We start from the raw sequence: 13,817 nt of genomic DNA, 5'->3' as shown, positions 1-13,817 counted from the left end.
ACCATGATGCCCTGACCCTACAAGGAGTAGCGAACATGGAAAAGATGGAAACAATGCAGGCTGAACGGCGTACCTTCCTCAAGACGGCCGGCGCCGTCACGGTGCTGGGCACCTTGTCTGGCGCCAGTGGCGCGGTCCTTGCGCAGGGCACGCCGCCGGCCGCCGGCATGCCCGACGGCGCGGACAATTTCTACCGGAGCGACAAGGTCGTGATGCGCAAGGTGCGCTTCAAGAACCAGTACCGGATGACGGTCGCCGGCAATTTGGTAACGCCCAACAACCTCGATCGTGCCGGCCGGGCGCCGGCCATCATCGTCGGCCACCCGATGGGCGCGGTGAAAGAGCAAAGTTCGATGCTGTATGCGCAAAAACTGGCGGAGCAAGGCTTCGTCACGCTGGCCATCGACCTGCCGTTCTGGGGTGAAAGCGAGGGCCAGCCGCGCAACCTGGTGGCGCCGGAACTGTATGCGGAAGCATTCAGCGCCGCCGTCGACTACCTGGGCACGCAAGCTTTCATCGACCGCGATCGCATCGGCGTGCTGGGCATCTGCGGCAGCGGCAGCTTTGCCATCAGCGCCGCCAAGATCGACCCGCGATTGAAGGCGATTGCCACCGTCAGCATGTATGACATGGGCGCCGTGACGCGCGACGGCCTGAGGCACTCCCTGACAGTGGCGCAGCGCCAGGCCCTGCTGGTCAAGGCGGCGCAGCAGCGCGATCGCGAGTTCGCCAGTGGCAAAGGCGAATTCCTCAACTACCTGCCGCTCAAGCCAGGCAAGGATACGGACGCCGTCACGCGCGAATTCTGGGCCTTTTACCGCACCCCACGCGGCATCGCCATCCCTGCCGGCCGCACGCTGGAACTGACGCAGAACCGCATGCTGAGCAGCGAGGTGCGCTTCATGAATTTTTATCCCTTCAACGACATCGCCACGATTGCGCCGCGCCCCCTGCTGTTCATCGCCGGCGACCAGGCCCACTCCAGGGAGTTCAGCGAAGACGCCTATCGCCTGGCGGCCGAGCCGAAAGAGCTGGCCTGGGTGGCAGGCGCCGGCCATGTCGATCTGTATGACCGCACGACACTGATCCCCTGGGACACATTGAACGCGTTCTTCACCCGCCACCTGAAGGCGTGAACATGCACATGAGCGATGTCGCCGAGAGCGGTCATGCCGTAACAGGCGAAGCCAGGCACCAGCCCGCCCAATGGAGCGGCGTCTTCGCGATGACCCTGTGCGTGTTCGCGCTGGTGGCGTCGGAATTCCTGCCCGTCAGCCTGCTGACGCCAATCGCCGGCGACCTTGGCGTCAGCGAGGGGCTGGCCGGCTACGGCATCGCCATTTCCGGCGCGTTTGCCGTACTGGCCAGCTTGAGCATCGCCCGGCTGGCCGGCAATATGGACCGCAAGCTGCTGCTGTTGCTGCTGACGGGCTTGATGGGCGTGTCCGGCCTGATCGTGGGCCTGGCGCCCAACTACCAGGCCTACCTGCTCGGGCGCGCGCTGATCGGCGTGGTGGTCGGTGGCTTCTGGTCGATGTCGGCCGCCGTCGCCATGCGGCTGGTGCCAGCGGCCAGCGTGGCCAGGGCGCTGGCGGTGTTCAATGGCGGCAACGCACTAGCGACCGTCGTCGCGGCGCCCCTGGGCAGCTACTTGGGCGGCACCGTCGGCTGGCGCGGCGCCTTTTTGTGCCTGGTACCGGTGTCGCTGCTGGCGCTGGCCTGGCAATGGATCAGCCTGCCAACCATGAAGGCCGCACCGCGCCCGGCGGCTGGAGGCGGCCATGTCTTCAGCCTGCTGAAACAGCCCTTGGTGGTGAGCGGCATGCTGGCCGTCGGCGCATTCTTCATGGGACAGTTCGTGCTGTTCACCTATGTGCGCCCGTTCCTGGAAACGGTGACCCGCGTCGATTTTTCCACCTTGTCGATGGTGCTGCTGGTAATCGGCATCGCCGGCTTGCTGGGCACCATGCTGATCGGCACCCTGCTGCAATGGAGCATGTACCGCACGCTGGCGCTGATCCCGCTATTGATGGCCGTGATCGCCCTGGCGTTGACGGTTGCCGGTGGCTGGCTGCCCGCCGTATTCGTGCTGCTGGGCCTATGGGGCCTGATGGCGACGGCGGCGCCCACCGGCTGGTGGTCGTGGCTGGCCAAAGCATTGCCCCGCGACGCGGAGGCGGGCGGCGGGCTGATGGTGGCAACCGTGCAGCTGTGCATTGCGCTCGGCTCCGTCATCGGCGGCATGCTGTTCGACGGCATCGGCTACCGCGCGACCTTGATCGCCAGCGCCGCGCTGTTGCTGCTGGCATCGCTGCTGGCCTGGCGCACAATGCGTACTCAGGCCAGCATTTCCGAAATCTCGATCAGATTCAAGTCGGGGTCGCGGACATAGACCGAGCGTATCGGTCCGGTGGCGCCGGTCCTTTTCACCGGCCCTTCCACAATTGGCCAGCCCTGCTGGTTCAGGTGGGCGATCACCTCGTCGAGCTTCACGGCGGCGATAAAGCACAGGTCGAGCGCACCGGGCACCGGCAGATGCGCCTTCGGTTCGAACTCGGCGCCGCGCTGGTGCAGATTGATTTTCTGGCTGCCGAAACGAAAAGCAATGCGGCCCGCGCCAAAGCTTTCCAGCTGCATCTGCAGTACGGTGGTATAGAAATGCCTGGTCGCCTCCAGGTCGGTGCAGGTCAGCACCAGATGATCAAGATGGGAAATCAGTGACATGATGGCTCCTTGAAAAGTGGGGAAGGCCGGCCTTTCTCTGGCGGGCATGGCCATGATACAAGGAGCTAATTCGACTACAATTTACCCCACCTCTTTTATTATCTTGCAAGGACACACGATGATTGTCTTTATTACCGGCGCCACCGCCGGCTTTGGCGCCGCAATGGCACGCACTTTCGTTCGCAACGGCCACCGGGTGATCATCAGCGGCCGCCGCACCGACCGCCTGCAGGCGCTGGCCGCCGAACTGGGCGAAGCCGCCCTGCCGCTGTTGCTGGACGTGACCGACAAGGTCTCGATCAACACCGCGCTCGACAGCATTCCGGCCGCCTGGCAAACCATCGATGTGCTGATCAACAATGCCGGCCTGGCGCTGAACGTGGCGCCGGCGCACGAAGCGTCGCTGGAAGACTGGGACACCATGATCGCCACCAATATCAGCGGCCTGGTCGCCATGACGCGCGCGCTGCTGCCGGCGATGGTGGCGCGCGGCAGCGGCACCATCATCAACCTCGGCTCGGTGGCTGGTGACACGCCCTACCCCGGCGGCAATGTGTACGGCGCCACCAAGGCCTTCGTCGAGCAGTTCACCCTGAACCTGCGCGCCGACCTGGCCGGCACCGGCGTGCGCGCCACCAACCTGGCGCCGGGCCTGTGCGGCGGCACCGAATTTTCGAACGTGCGCCTGAAGGGCAATGATGCAGCGGCGGCCAAGGTCTACGAGGGTACCCAGCCGTTGACGGCCGAAGACATCGCCGAGACCGCCTACTGGATCGCCACCTTGCCGCCGCACGTCAATATCAACCGCATCGAAATGATGCCGACCTGCCAGGGCTATGGACCGCTGAACATCAAGCGCACGGTGACGCCATAATCCAAAAATCGCGCGGCATGGCTTGCAAAATTGCCCGGCGCCGGTCATAATAGCCGCCCTTGGGTCGTTAGCTCAGCTGGTAGAGCAGCGGACTTTTAATCCGTTGGTCGCAGGTTCGAATCCCGCACGGCCTACCAAGAATTTGCTTCATGTAAAAGCCAACCTTCACCGGTTGGCTTTTTGCATTTCAGCACGCATGTTCTATCATGCTGGCATTCAAGTCGAACTCAAGCCCATGCCCTTCACCATCGCCGCCCCCGTTCACAGCGAACTGATCATCAAGAAAAGCCGTTTTATCGGTTGCGTGCAGCCGATGACGGACCGCGCCAGCGCGCAGCAGGTCGTCAATGGCTTGAAAGCCCAGCATCCGGGCGCGGTGCATGTGTGCTGGGCGCTGCTGGCGGGCGGGCAGTCCGCGGCCGTCGATGATGGCGAGCCGAGCGGCACCGCCGGGCGGCCCATGCTGGACGTGCTGCGCCACCAGGACCTGGAAGGGGTGCTGGCGACCGTGGTGCGCTACTGGGGCGGCGTGAAACTGGGCGCGGGTGGGCTGGTGCGGGCCTACACCGACAGCGTGGCGCAGGCGCTGCTGCAGGCGGAAAAAACCGCCATCGTGCGCCAGCGGCAGCTGCGCTGCACGGTGCCGTATGCGATGGAAGGCATGCTGCGGCGCGAACTCGATGCGGCCGGCGCCACCTTGCTGGAGGTGGCGCACAGCGACGTGGTGCTGTTCTATTTCAGCCTGGCCGAGGGTGCCGCCAGCGCGCTGCTGGCGCATCTGGACGAGGCGGGCAATGGGCGCATCGCGTGGCTGGGCGAGCAGGACTAAAGCGGCAAGGGAAAGCTGCGCAAGCTGGCCAGCCTGGCCTTGCATTCGGCAACCTGGCCCGCATCGAGCTTGAGCTCGACCTCGGTCCACGAACCTGAAAAATCGCTGACATGGCTCCAGATGCGCCGCACCGACAAGGTCGATCCGTGCAAGTCGGCGTCCAGCAGGCTGATCCTGATCGCGCCGTTATCGCGAAACGCATATTTGCCGCTCGGCGCGGTGGACAACGCGTGCGTCCAGCTTTGCAGTTGCGCGGTCGAGGCTGGCCACAGATCGATCCTGAAGAATGCCCTGATGGTCTCGGTCAGCGGCAGGATGTCGTTCAACAGCGTGTGCACGCGGTCGTCACCGGTATCGCGCAGCGCCTTGGAATTGGCGGCGTAACTGAACTCCAGGATGACTTCATGCATGTCGCGGGCGGTGGCGGCCCGGTCGAAATGTTTGGTCAGATAATTCGGTTCGAGCCAGTCCAGTGCATGGACCAGCTCGGCAAGCGAGGCCAGCGTATCGGCAATGTTACTCACATTACTGCACCCGCCGCACTTTCGGCGAATTGTTCGTGCCGTCGATCTTCAGGAAGTAGGTGCCGATGACATTACGCTCGACCTTGACCCTGGCATCGGTCATCGGCGACAGCACGGCGGAGCTGCCGTCGACGATGCGCCATACCTGGCCATTGGCCAGCCTGACCAGTTCATTGCCGCTCCAGCCATCAAAACGGCCGGCGATGGTCGAGCTGATCGAATTGTCCTGTTCGGGTGTGACCGACTTGGGCGCCTTGACGGTCGCCATGCCGAACGCCTGTTCGCGCTGCTGCGGCGTGGGTGCGGCAGCGGCGGCGACAGGGGCGGCCAGCGGCGCGGCCGCGCCGACGGGAATCGCGTCATAGCAGGCCACGCGGGCGGGCACTTCGGCGATCGCCCGGCATTGCAGCATGGCGGCGTCATCCGCCAGGGCGCTACCGGCTACGAACAGCAATACAAACAGAGCTTGCATCGATACTCTTTCAAAATGAAGGGCTTGTGCCTGGTGTGACAGGAACTCGGTGACAAATTATAGCCTCAGCCGCGCGGCCGCCTTGCCTGCAGCAAAATAAAATGCAGCCAGGCCAATGCCGGCAGCACCACCAGCACCAGCGCCAGTCCGGCCGGCATGGCCGGCAGGAAATGCACGCCGGCGGCCAGGAAGCCGGCGACGGCGGCCCAGAAACGCCAGTCGAAGGCATACGCCTTGCGCGCCACGGTGGCCAGCGCGATGCGCCAGAATTCCACCAGCGCCCACAGGCTGGCGGCCAGCAGCAGCGCCGTCACGGTATTGGCTTCGGGCGCGTCCGAATACGTCCGCACCAGGTTGTACAGCAGGACGGGAAAGCCGCCGGCGATGGCGACGGTGGCCGGCCCTGCCGCGACAATGGCTTCCACCAACCAGCCTTTGGAACGATGATCCATGGCCCGCCCTTACGCGACGACGCCGGAATGGGCGGCGATCACTTGCAGGGAACCATCCACCGCCTGCGCCCACACGCGCGTAAAGCGGAAGTCGCCATGCGTTTCGGCATCGTGGTAAGTGCCTGTCAGCCGCATGCGTACCGAGACCACCGCCACATTGCCCTGGAGGCGGACCTGCTGCTCGGAGACTTGTAGCTCGGTAATCGTCAGCAAGCGCTGTTCATGCGCGGCCAGGTCGGCCTGTTTGCTGAGCAGATGGCCCAGGTGATTGGTGAACAGCAAATCGTCGGCCAGCAGCAGATTCAGTTGCGCCACGTCGGAATCCATCATGGCCAGGCGCAGCCGCTCTTCCGCGTTCAGGACCTGTGCTTCATTCAGTTGGTTCATGTTTTCCTGGTCAAGTAATGTTCCTGTTATGCATCAGGCAAGCGTGCCATGCTGACACAAGTCATGCATCAATGCCCGCATTCTACTATCCACCCGATGGCTTATAACAGGCGCACATATTCATATAGCGTAATATTCGCAGCCGGTTCGGCCAGTACGCCCCCATAGTACGGTAGAGTGCCTGCCCTTCGGCACCAGAGCAGGTGCCATGTTCCATGCAGCAAAGTTCTATAAAATGCCGTAAGTAAATCAAAACCAAGAAAGTCAGGATAAGGCCCCTCTATGGCAATTACCATCATTCTCAATCTGATCGTCGCACTGATCGTGTTCGCCTTCATGTTCCGCCAGCAAAGCCGCCACGCCACGTTTACCGTGCGCGTGTTTACCGGCCTGGGCCTGGGCGTACTGCTGGGCGCGGCCGCGCAAGCCATCTATGGCGCCGATGCGGCGGCCATTGCCGGCACCAATGAATACCTGGCCATCGTCGGCAGCGGCTATGTGAAACTGCTGCAGATGATCATCATGCCGTTGATCATGGTGTCCATCATCTCGGCCATTTTGAAACTCAAGGACGCCAGTTCACTGGGCAAGATCAGCGTGTTGACCATCGGCATCCTGTTGATCACCACCACGGTGGCGGCCGCCATCGGCATCCTGATGGCGAAACTGTTCGGCCTGACCGCCGTCGGGCTGACTTCCAGCGCGGCCGAAGTGGCGCGCGGCGTGCAGCTGCAGGGCTCGCTGGAAACGGCCAAGGCCTTGTCGCTGCCGAAACTGCTGATCAGCTTCGTGCCGGCCAACCCCTTCCTCGACATGACGGGCGCGCGCAAGACCTCGACCATCGCGGTGGTCGTGTTCGCCATCTTCATCGGCATTTCGGCCACCGGCATCGCCGCGAAAAAGCCCGAGATCTTTGCCTCGTTCGAACAGTTCATGAAAGTGGCGCACGCCATCGTCATGCGCATGGTCACTCTGGTGCTGCGCCTGACGCCGTATGGCGTGTTTGCGCTGATGTTCGAGGTGGTATCGAGTTCGAGCTACACCGACATATTGAAACTGATCAATTTCGTGGTGGCCTCGTACAGCGCCCTGATCTTGATGTTCCTGGTGCACCTGGCGATCATCGCCGGCACCGGGCTGAACCCGCTGCGCTTCGTGAAGAAAGTGTTCCCCGTGCTGGCGTTTGCGTTCACCTCGCGCACCAGCGCCGGGTCGATCCCGATGAGCGTGCAGACCCAGACCAAGCGCCTGGGCACGCCGGAAGGCATCGCCAACTTCGCCGCGTCGTTCGGCTCGACCATCGGCCAGAACGGCTGCGCCGGCATTTATCCCGCCATGCTGGCCGTGATGATCGCGCCCACCGTCGGCGTCGATCCGTTTACCGTCAGTTTCCTGCTGCCCTTGCTGGCCATCGTCACCATCGGTTCGATCGGCGTGGCCGGCGTCGGCGGCGGCGCCACCTTTGCCGCGCTGATCGTGCTGTCGGCGATGGACCTGCCGGTGGCCCTGGCCGGCTTGCTGATTTCCGTGGAACCCTTGATCGACATGGGCCGCACCGCGCTCAACGTCAGCGGCTCGATCACGGCCGGCACCGTCACCAGCCGCGTCATGGGGCAGACCGACCTGGCCGTCTACAACAGCGAGACGGCAGCCGACCTGGACGAGGTCGAGCACGCCGTCTGAGCGCCACCGTTTGCCGCTTTCGTCTATATTGATAATTAATTGATATGGATGAAAGAGGCAGGCGATGGAACAGAAATGGCCGCAACAAATCTGGATCGTGCGTCATGGCCAGAGCGCCGGCAACGTGGCGCGCGATACGGCCGAAGCGGAAAAACAGCTGTTGATCAGCATTGCCGAGCGCGATGTCGACGTGCCCCTGTCCACCCTGGGCGAACAGCAGGCCCAGGCGCTGGGCGACTGGTTTGTCTCCCTTCCCCCCGAACAACAACCGACCGTGGTGCTGTATTCGCCGTATGTACGTGCGCGTGAAACGGCGCAGGCGGTGCTGGGCAAACTCGACAAATCCTCGCTCGTCTCGGTGGTGGCCGACGAGCGCCTGCGCGAAAAGGAGTTCGGCATTCTCGACCGGCTCACCGTGCACGGCATCGCCAGCAAATATCCGGAACTGCACGAGCAGCGCCAGCATGTGGGCAAGTTTTATTTCCGCCCACCGGGTGGCGAAAGCTGGTGCGACGTGATCTTGCGCCTGCGCAGCGTGCTCGATACCGTGACCCGCGAATACCGCGGCGAGCGCGTGCTGATCGTCGGCCACCAGGTGATCGTCAACTGCTTCCGCTACCTGCTGGAACGCTGCGACGAGCAGGCCATCCTGGCGATCGACAAGGCGGCCGACGTGCCCAACTGCGGCGTCACCTCCTATGCCTTCAATGCTGCCTTGGGCAAGCACGGCAAGCTGCAACTGGACCTGTGCAATTTTGTCGCGCCACTGGAAGACTCGGGCACGCCCGTCACCGACCAGCCCGACATGCCGGCCGCGCCCAAGGCCTGACAAGGAGAGCGGATGAACGCCACCGCCATCACCGCCGCCCTGCTGCGCGGCTGGCCGCTGCCGATGCCCACACCCGACGGCGACAAGGAAGTGCGCGGCCACCTCTTGATTATCGGCGGCTCGCGCAAAATGCCGGGCGCCATCTTGCTGGCCGCCACTGCGGCCTTGCGCGCGGGCGCAGGCAAGCTGACCCTGGCCACGGCCGCCAGCGTGGCGCCGCAGGTGGCGATCGCCATGCCGGAAGCGAAGGTGATCGCGCTGGAAGAAACGGCGCACGGCGGTTTCCGGCGCGAAGCGAAAGAGCGGCTGGCGCCGCTGGCCGGCAAGGTCAGCGCGGTGCTGGTCGGACCCGGCATGAGCGATGACGCGGCCAGTTGCGAACTGATGCGCTGCCTCTTGCCCGTGTTTGCCGGCAGCCGCATGATTATCGACGCCTGCGCCATGAAGGTGGTCTGCAACTCCGGCAATTTCCGCTTTGCCCAGCCGGTACTGCTGACGCCGCACGCGGGCGAAATGGCGCACCTGACGCGCCAGTCCAAGGAAGCCATCCTGGCCGACCCGCAAGGCGCGGCGCTGGAGGCGGCGCAGCGCTGGAATGCGGTGGTGGCGCTGAAAGGCGCGCTCACCATCATCGCCACGCCCGGCGGCCAGTGCTGGTCGCATGAAGGCGGCAATGTGGGCCTGGCCATTTCCGGTTCGGGCGACACCCTGGCCGGCATCATCACGGGCCTGGCCGCGCGCGGTGCGCCACTGGAACAAGCATGTGCCTGGGGCATCGCCCTGCATGCGCTGGCCGGCGACCAGCTGGCCTTGCGCTTCGGCCTGCTCGGCTACCTGGCGCGCGAGATTCCGGCCGAAGTGCCGGCGCTATTGCGGCATCTGGCTGCCTGACGTGCGAACGTAAAAACAACAGCATAAGCATATCCGGAAAGAATCGTTAGCCCCGCCGCTGCCCTCCCTTAAGCTTCGATCAACAGTTTCCATATGATCAAGCTTAAAGGACCGCCGTGCCATCTCGCCATTTTTCCGTTCCTTCTACCCCGCTGCGCACCATCGTCATCGCCTGCGCCATGCTGTCAGCACCGGCATGGGCGCAAGATACGACAGACGCCAACCTTGAGACCGCCAGCATCGACCAGGTCACCGTGGTCGGTTCGCGCGTGCGCAACCGCACCGTGTTCGACAGCACGGTACCGATCGACCGCTTCGGCGCGCGCGAAGTGAGCAACGCCCTGTCCACCGGCGATGTCGGCGCGGCCCTGCAAAACCTGTCGCCATCGATCAACTTCCCGCGCATCGAATCGAGCGGCGCGTCGGATTCCGTGCGCGGCATCCAGCTGCGCGGCCTGGCGCCGGACCAGGTGCTGGTGCTGATCAACGGCAAGCGCAGACATACCAGCGCCGTGCTGGACACGGAAAGCAGCTTCTCGGGCACGGTGCCGGTCGACATCAATGCGATCCCGCCGGGCGCGATCGACCATATCGAGATCCTGCGCGACGGCGCCGGCGCCCAGTACGGCAGCGACGCGGTGGCCGGCGTGATCAATATCGTGCTGAAAAAAGCCCGCACGGGCGGTTCGGCCTCGGTCAGCTACGGCGCCAACCATACCAAATTCGACCCGACGGACCAGACCCTGACGGACGGCCAGACCACCATCGTCAACGCCGACTACGGCGTGCCGCTGGGCGACGCCGGCTATTTTCGCTTCGGCGCGGAAACGCGGCGCCGCTCGCCCACCGACCGTGCCGGTCCCAGCGATGCGGGCTGGACCTCGTACAATTTCACGCCGGCCGACCAGGCGCTGGACGGCAAGGTGGTATTCAAGTCGGGCGACTCGCGCCAGCACAACAACTATGCCTTCTATAACGCGCTGTTGCCGCTTGAAAATGGCCTGGACCTGTATTCGTTTGCCACCGCCAACGACCGCAAGTCCGACGGCAGCGCCTACTTCCGCTATCCGGGCGACCCGTCGAACGTGCTGGCGCTGTACCCGAACGGCTACCGCCCCGTCACCAATGGCGACAAGCGCGACGTCAGCCTGGTGGCCGGCCTGCGCGGCACCACGGCCAGCTGGAGCTGGGACCTGAGCGCGCGCCACGGCGGCGACCGCTTCGACTACGGCGTCAGCCACTCCGTCAACGCCTCGCTGGGCGCGGCCAGCCCCACCAGTTTCCACCTGGCCAGCTTCGATTTCCGCCAGAACGCGCTGAACCTGGACGCCACGCGCAACATCGAGATCGGCCTGCCGGCCGCCCTGAGCCTGGCCGTCGGCGCCGAATGGATGCGCGAAACCTACCAAAGTTCCGCCGGCGACCCGGCCTCGTATGCGGCAGGCAGCCTCACCGACGCGCCACCGGGCGCGCAAGCGGGCCCGGGCCTGCGTCCGTCCGACACGTACGACGGCAGCCGCCAGATCCGCTCCATCTATCTCGACGCGGAAACCGATCTCACGCCGCGCCTGCTGGTGGGCGCCGCCGCCCGCTATTCCGACTACAGCGACTTCGGCAGCGCCAGCACGGGCAAGTTGTCCACGCGTTTTAAAGTCACGGACGACTTCCTGCTGCGCGGCTCGCTATCGAACAGTTTCCGCGCGCCGGCCCTGGTGCAGACGGGTTTCCGCTTCGCCACCCTGAACTTCAATGCGGACGGCACGGCGCTGCAGACGTCGGCCCTGCTGCCAGCCAGCGATGCTTTGGCCCGCAGCTTCGGCGCGCAGGACTTAAAGCCGGAAAAATCGACCAATCTGTCGCTGGGCCTGGCCTGGAAACCGGCGAAAGCCACCAGCCTGACGGTGGACGCCTATGTGATCCGCATCCGCGACCGCATCACGCGTTCCAGTGATTTGCAAAGCGATGCGGTCACCGCCTACCTGGCACAACAAGGGCGCAGCGATATCCAGTCGGTGGCCTACCTGGCCAACCTGCTCGACACGCGGACCAAAGGCCTGGACGTGGTGCTGAACCATGACCTGGCGGTATCTGGTGGCAAGCTGAACCTGAACGCGGCGCTCAATCTGAACAAGACCAGCCTCGACAAGGTGCGCCAGAGTTCCGGCGCGCTGGCCGCCATCGATCCCGAGCTCACCCTGCTGACCGACACCAGCCTGTTCCGCATCAGGAACGCCTCGCCGAAAAGCAAGCTGATCCTGGGCGCCGACTGGCAGGGAGCGAGCTGGGGCGTGCAGGCGCGCGCCACCCGTTTTGGCGAGCTGAAGGATTTCTCGTATGACAGCGAGGCACCGCTGATCGACGGCATTCCGGCGCAGCGCTTCGGCGCCGTCTGGTCGCTGGACCTGGAAGGCCAGTTGAAACTCTCCAGACAGCTGACGGTGAGCGTGGGCGGCAACAATATCCTGGACCGCTATCCGCAGCGCGTGCGCGAGACCAATAACGCCACCTATGGCGGCGCCCTGCCCTACAATTTCATCAACCCGATCGGCGTGAACGGCGCGTACTTCTACGCCAAGCTGAGCTATACGTTTTAACCAGGACTACACATGATCATCAAGAAACTCTCCCGACTCGTCGCCGGCGCCTGCCTGGGCGCGCTGCTGCTGTCCACCCAGGCGCAAGCGGCCACGCCGCTGGTGCTGATGACCGATTTCGGCACCGCCGACGGCGCCGTCTCGGCCATGCATGGCGTGGCCTATGGCGTCGATCCCAAGCTCACCATTTCCGACCTGACGCACCAGATACCCGACTACGATATCTGGCTCGGCGCCTACCGCCTGTACCAGACGGCCAACTACTGGCCCGAGGGCACGGTATTCGTTTCCGTAATCGATCCGGGCGTGGGCACCCAGCGCAAGTCGGTGGTCTTGAAAACGAAAAACGGCCGCTATTTCGTCGGTCCCGACAATGGCTTGTTTACCCTGATCGCCGAGCGCGACGGCGTGGCCGAACTGCGCGAGATCGATGAAAAGGTCAACCGCCTGGCCGGCTCCGCCGAGTCGTATACCTTCCATGGCCGCGACGTCTACGCCTATGTCGGTGCGCGCCTGGCCTCGGGCGCCATCACTTATGAACAGGTGGGCCCGCAGTTGCCGAGCGAGTCGGTGGTGAAGATCGCCTACCAGCACGCCGTGCGCGACGGCAATACCATCCGCGGCATCGTGCCGGTGCTGGACGTCAAGTATGGCAATGTGTGGACGAATATCCCGAAAGCGCTGCTCGATGAACTGGGCGTCCAACCGCACGATCCGCTGCAAGTGCGCATTTTGCACAAAGGCAAGCAGGTGGCGAAAGTCACGGCGCCGTTCGAACACACGTTTGGCGGCGTGGCCAAGGGCAAGCCACTGGTCTACCTGAACAGCTTGCTGGACGTGGCCGTGGCCATCAGCCAGGGCGACTTTGCGGCCAAACACCATATCGAGTCGGGCGTGGACTGGCAAGTCGAAGTGAGCAAAGTCAATAACAAGTAAGGCCAAACGGCCAGGACGTTCTGTCCTGGCCTTCTGCTTTGAGTCCCGCGCTTGCGCCTCACGCTTGCGTCTCGCGCTTGCGCAGGCGCAAACAAAACTGCCGCCGCTCCCCGGCAATCTGTGTCGATTTGTAAATCGCGTGAACCTGCGGCCGTCTGCCCACTCTAATTTTGGCAAGCGATGCCAGCCTTGTTCTGAACCGGCAAGGAATCCGACAACAGGTTGTTCACCGAAAGGGAAAATCATGACGGCACCACTGATTACCACCAGCAAAATTGTCTTCGGCAGCGCGATTGTGTGCGCGCTGCTGGCCGGCTGCAACAAGCGCGAGGATACGGCGGCCACCACGCCGCCAGCCACCACTGTGACGCCAGCCACGCCGCCGGCCGATACGGCGCCCGCCCCGACCACGCCACCGCCAGACACCACCACCCCGCCACCGGCCGGCACCACCCCACCGGACGGCACGACAACGCCGCCGGGAGGTACCACGCCGCCGGGCGGCACGACGCCACCACCGCCAAGCGGCAGCTAAGCCCGGCGACCGCAAAAAAAACTAGGTCAGCACATTTAGCTCATCGCACAGTTTCTCCAGTCCCGCCAGATAGTGGGCGGGATCCTT

The 13,817-nt window shown here is 64.0% G+C and carries 15 protein-coding genes and 1 tRNA gene; 11 read left to right on the top strand and 5 right to left on the bottom strand.

Translation table 11 applies throughout. The features are described 5' to 3' along the window. Positions 1–44 precede the first annotated feature (44 nt). Positions 45–1,136, top strand: a complete 1,092-nt coding sequence (locus ACP7B7_RS23695; protein ID WP_426078368.1) for an alpha/beta hydrolase — start codon at positions 45–47, stop codon at positions 1,134–1,136. Positions 1,137–1,144: 8 nt separating this feature from the next. Next, positions 1,145–2,392 (top strand): MFS transporter, encoded by a 1,248-nt coding sequence (locus tag ACP7B7_RS23690; RefSeq protein WP_426078337.1) that lies wholly within the window; start codon positions 1,145–1,147, stop codon positions 2,390–2,392. Here ACP7B7_RS23690 and ACP7B7_RS23685 read toward each other — a convergent pair. Then, positions 2,338–2,724, bottom strand: a complete 387-nt coding sequence (locus ACP7B7_RS23685; protein WP_426078336.1) for a VOC family protein — start codon at positions 2,722–2,724, stop codon at positions 2,338–2,340. The two genes, ACP7B7_RS23690 and ACP7B7_RS23685, sit on opposite strands and share 55 nt — an antisense overlap. Before the next feature lie 118 nt (positions 2,725–2,842). On the opposite strand from ACP7B7_RS23685, the gene ACP7B7_RS23680 reads away from it, so the two are divergent. The 3 genes from ACP7B7_RS23680 to ACP7B7_RS23670 all read left to right on the top strand — a co-directional run bounded on the left by ACP7B7_RS23680 (position 2,843) and on the right by ACP7B7_RS23670 (position 4,427). Continuing rightward, positions 2,843–3,598, top strand: a complete 756-nt coding sequence (locus ACP7B7_RS23680) for an SDR family NAD(P)-dependent oxidoreductase (RefSeq protein ID WP_426078335.1) — start codon at positions 2,843–2,845, stop codon at positions 3,596–3,598. 61 nt (positions 3,599–3,659) lie between these two features. Next, positions 3,660–3,735, top strand: a tRNA-Lys gene (locus ACP7B7_RS23675). Positions 3,736–3,794: 59 nt separating this feature from the next. Then, entirely contained in the window at positions 3,795–4,427 is a 633-nt protein-coding gene (locus ACP7B7_RS23670; RefSeq protein ID WP_426078334.1) for an IMPACT family protein, read from the top strand. Here ACP7B7_RS23670 and ACP7B7_RS23665 read toward each other — a convergent pair. The 4 genes from ACP7B7_RS23665 to ACP7B7_RS23650 all read right to left on the bottom strand — a co-directional run bounded on the left by ACP7B7_RS23665 (position 4,424) and on the right by ACP7B7_RS23650 (position 6,262). Continuing rightward, positions 4,424–4,951, bottom strand: coding sequence for a hypothetical protein (locus ACP7B7_RS23665; RefSeq protein ID WP_426078333.1), 528 nt, complete (start codon positions 4,949–4,951; stop codon positions 4,424–4,426). The two genes, ACP7B7_RS23670 and ACP7B7_RS23665, sit on opposite strands and share 4 nt — an antisense overlap. A gap of 1 nt (position 4,952) precedes the next feature. Continuing rightward, positions 4,953–5,423, bottom strand: a complete 471-nt coding sequence (locus ACP7B7_RS23660; RefSeq protein ID WP_426078332.1) for a hypothetical protein — start codon at positions 5,421–5,423, stop codon at positions 4,953–4,955. Positions 5,424–5,488: 65 nt separating this feature from the next. Then, entirely contained in the window at positions 5,489–5,875 is a 387-nt protein-coding gene (locus tag ACP7B7_RS23655; RefSeq protein WP_308922398.1) for a hypothetical protein, read from the bottom strand. 9 nt (positions 5,876–5,884) lie between these two features. After that, a complete protein-coding gene (locus ACP7B7_RS23650; protein ID WP_308922399.1) occupies positions 5,885–6,262 on the bottom strand; it encodes a nuclear transport factor 2 family protein in 378 nt (125 codons plus the stop codon). A gap of 282 nt (positions 6,263–6,544) precedes the next feature. Here ACP7B7_RS23650 and ACP7B7_RS23645 point away from each other — a divergent pair, with 282 nt between their 5' ends. The 6 genes from ACP7B7_RS23645 to ACP7B7_RS23620 all read left to right on the top strand — a co-directional run bounded on the left by ACP7B7_RS23645 (position 6,545) and on the right by ACP7B7_RS23620 (position 13,730). After that, positions 6,545–7,945 carry an L-cystine transporter gene (locus ACP7B7_RS23645; protein ID WP_426078331.1) on the top strand — a complete coding sequence of 467 codons (1,401 nt, stop codon included), beginning with the start codon at positions 6,545–6,547 and terminating at the stop codon, positions 7,943–7,945. A 64-nt stretch (positions 7,946–8,009) separates the two neighbouring features. After that, entirely contained in the window at positions 8,010–8,774 is a 765-nt protein-coding gene (locus tag ACP7B7_RS23640; RefSeq protein ID WP_308922401.1) for a histidine phosphatase family protein, read from the top strand. 12 nt (positions 8,775–8,786) lie between these two features. Next, positions 8,787–9,665, top strand: coding sequence for an NAD(P)H-hydrate dehydratase (locus ACP7B7_RS23635; RefSeq protein WP_426078330.1), 879 nt, complete (start codon positions 8,787–8,789; stop codon positions 9,663–9,665). 116 nt (positions 9,666–9,781) lie between these two features. Beyond that, positions 9,782–12,259, top strand: coding sequence for a TonB-dependent receptor plug domain-containing protein (locus ACP7B7_RS23630; protein ID WP_426078329.1), 2,478 nt, complete (start codon positions 9,782–9,784; stop codon positions 12,257–12,259). Between the two features lie 12 nt (positions 12,260–12,271). Continuing rightward, the gene (locus tag ACP7B7_RS23625) at positions 12,272–13,195 is read left to right on the top strand and encodes an SAM hydrolase/SAM-dependent halogenase family protein (protein ID WP_308922404.1); all 924 of its coding nucleotides are present in this window, start codon (positions 12,272–12,274) and stop codon (positions 13,193–13,195) included. A gap of 244 nt (positions 13,196–13,439) precedes the next feature. Then, positions 13,440–13,730, top strand: coding sequence for a hypothetical protein (locus tag ACP7B7_RS23620; RefSeq protein ID WP_308922405.1), 291 nt, complete (start codon positions 13,440–13,442; stop codon positions 13,728–13,730). Positions 13,731–13,817 lie beyond the last annotated feature (87 nt).

It is taken from the genome of Janthinobacterium sp. PSPC3-1, assembly GCF_049896105.1.
In the GTDB taxonomy this organism is placed as follows: Bacteria; Pseudomonadota; Gammaproteobacteria; order Burkholderiales; family Burkholderiaceae_D; genus Janthinobacterium.
This window is presented reverse-complemented; position numbering and strand designations above follow the sequence as displayed.

Bases quoted from the DNA above. Each gene is read 5' to 3' on its own strand.
- ACP7B7_RS23695 (WP_426078368.1), top strand. From the start codon at position 45: ATGGAAACAATGCAGGCTGAACGGCGTACCTTCCTCAAGACGGCCGGC.
- ACP7B7_RS23690 (WP_426078337.1), top strand. From the start codon at position 1,145: ATGAGCGATGTCGCCGAGAGCGGTCATGCCGTAACAGGCGAAGCCAGG.
- ACP7B7_RS23685 (WP_426078336.1), bottom strand. From the start codon at position 2,724: ATGTCACTGATTTCCCATCTTGATCATCTGGTGCTGACCTGCACCGAC.
- ACP7B7_RS23680 (WP_426078335.1), top strand. From the start codon at position 2,843: ATGATTGTCTTTATTACCGGCGCCACCGCCGGCTTTGGCGCCGCAATG.
- ACP7B7_RS23670 (WP_426078334.1), top strand. From the start codon at position 3,795: ATGTTCTATCATGCTGGCATTCAAGTCGAACTCAAGCCCATGCCCTTC.
- ACP7B7_RS23660 (WP_426078332.1), bottom strand. From the start codon at position 5,423: ATGCAAGCTCTGTTTGTATTGCTGTTCGTAGCCGGTAGCGCCCTGGCG.
- ACP7B7_RS23655 (WP_308922398.1), bottom strand. From the start codon at position 5,875: ATGGATCATCGTTCCAAAGGCTGGTTGGTGGAAGCCATTGTCGCGGCA.
- ACP7B7_RS23650 (WP_308922399.1), bottom strand. From the start codon at position 6,262: ATGAACCAACTGAATGAAGCACAGGTCCTGAACGCGGAAGAGCGGCTG.
- ACP7B7_RS23645 (WP_426078331.1), top strand. From the start codon at position 6,545: ATGGCAATTACCATCATTCTCAATCTGATCGTCGCACTGATCGTGTTC.
- ACP7B7_RS23640 (WP_308922401.1), top strand. From the start codon at position 8,010: ATGGAACAGAAATGGCCGCAACAAATCTGGATCGTGCGTCATGGCCAG.
- ACP7B7_RS23635 (WP_426078330.1), top strand. From the start codon at position 8,787: ATGAACGCCACCGCCATCACCGCCGCCCTGCTGCGCGGCTGGCCGCTG.
- ACP7B7_RS23625 (WP_308922404.1), top strand. From the start codon at position 12,272: ATGATCATCAAGAAACTCTCCCGACTCGTCGCCGGCGCCTGCCTGGGC.
- ACP7B7_RS23620 (WP_308922405.1), top strand. From the start codon at position 13,440: ATGACGGCACCACTGATTACCACCAGCAAAATTGTCTTCGGCAGCGCG.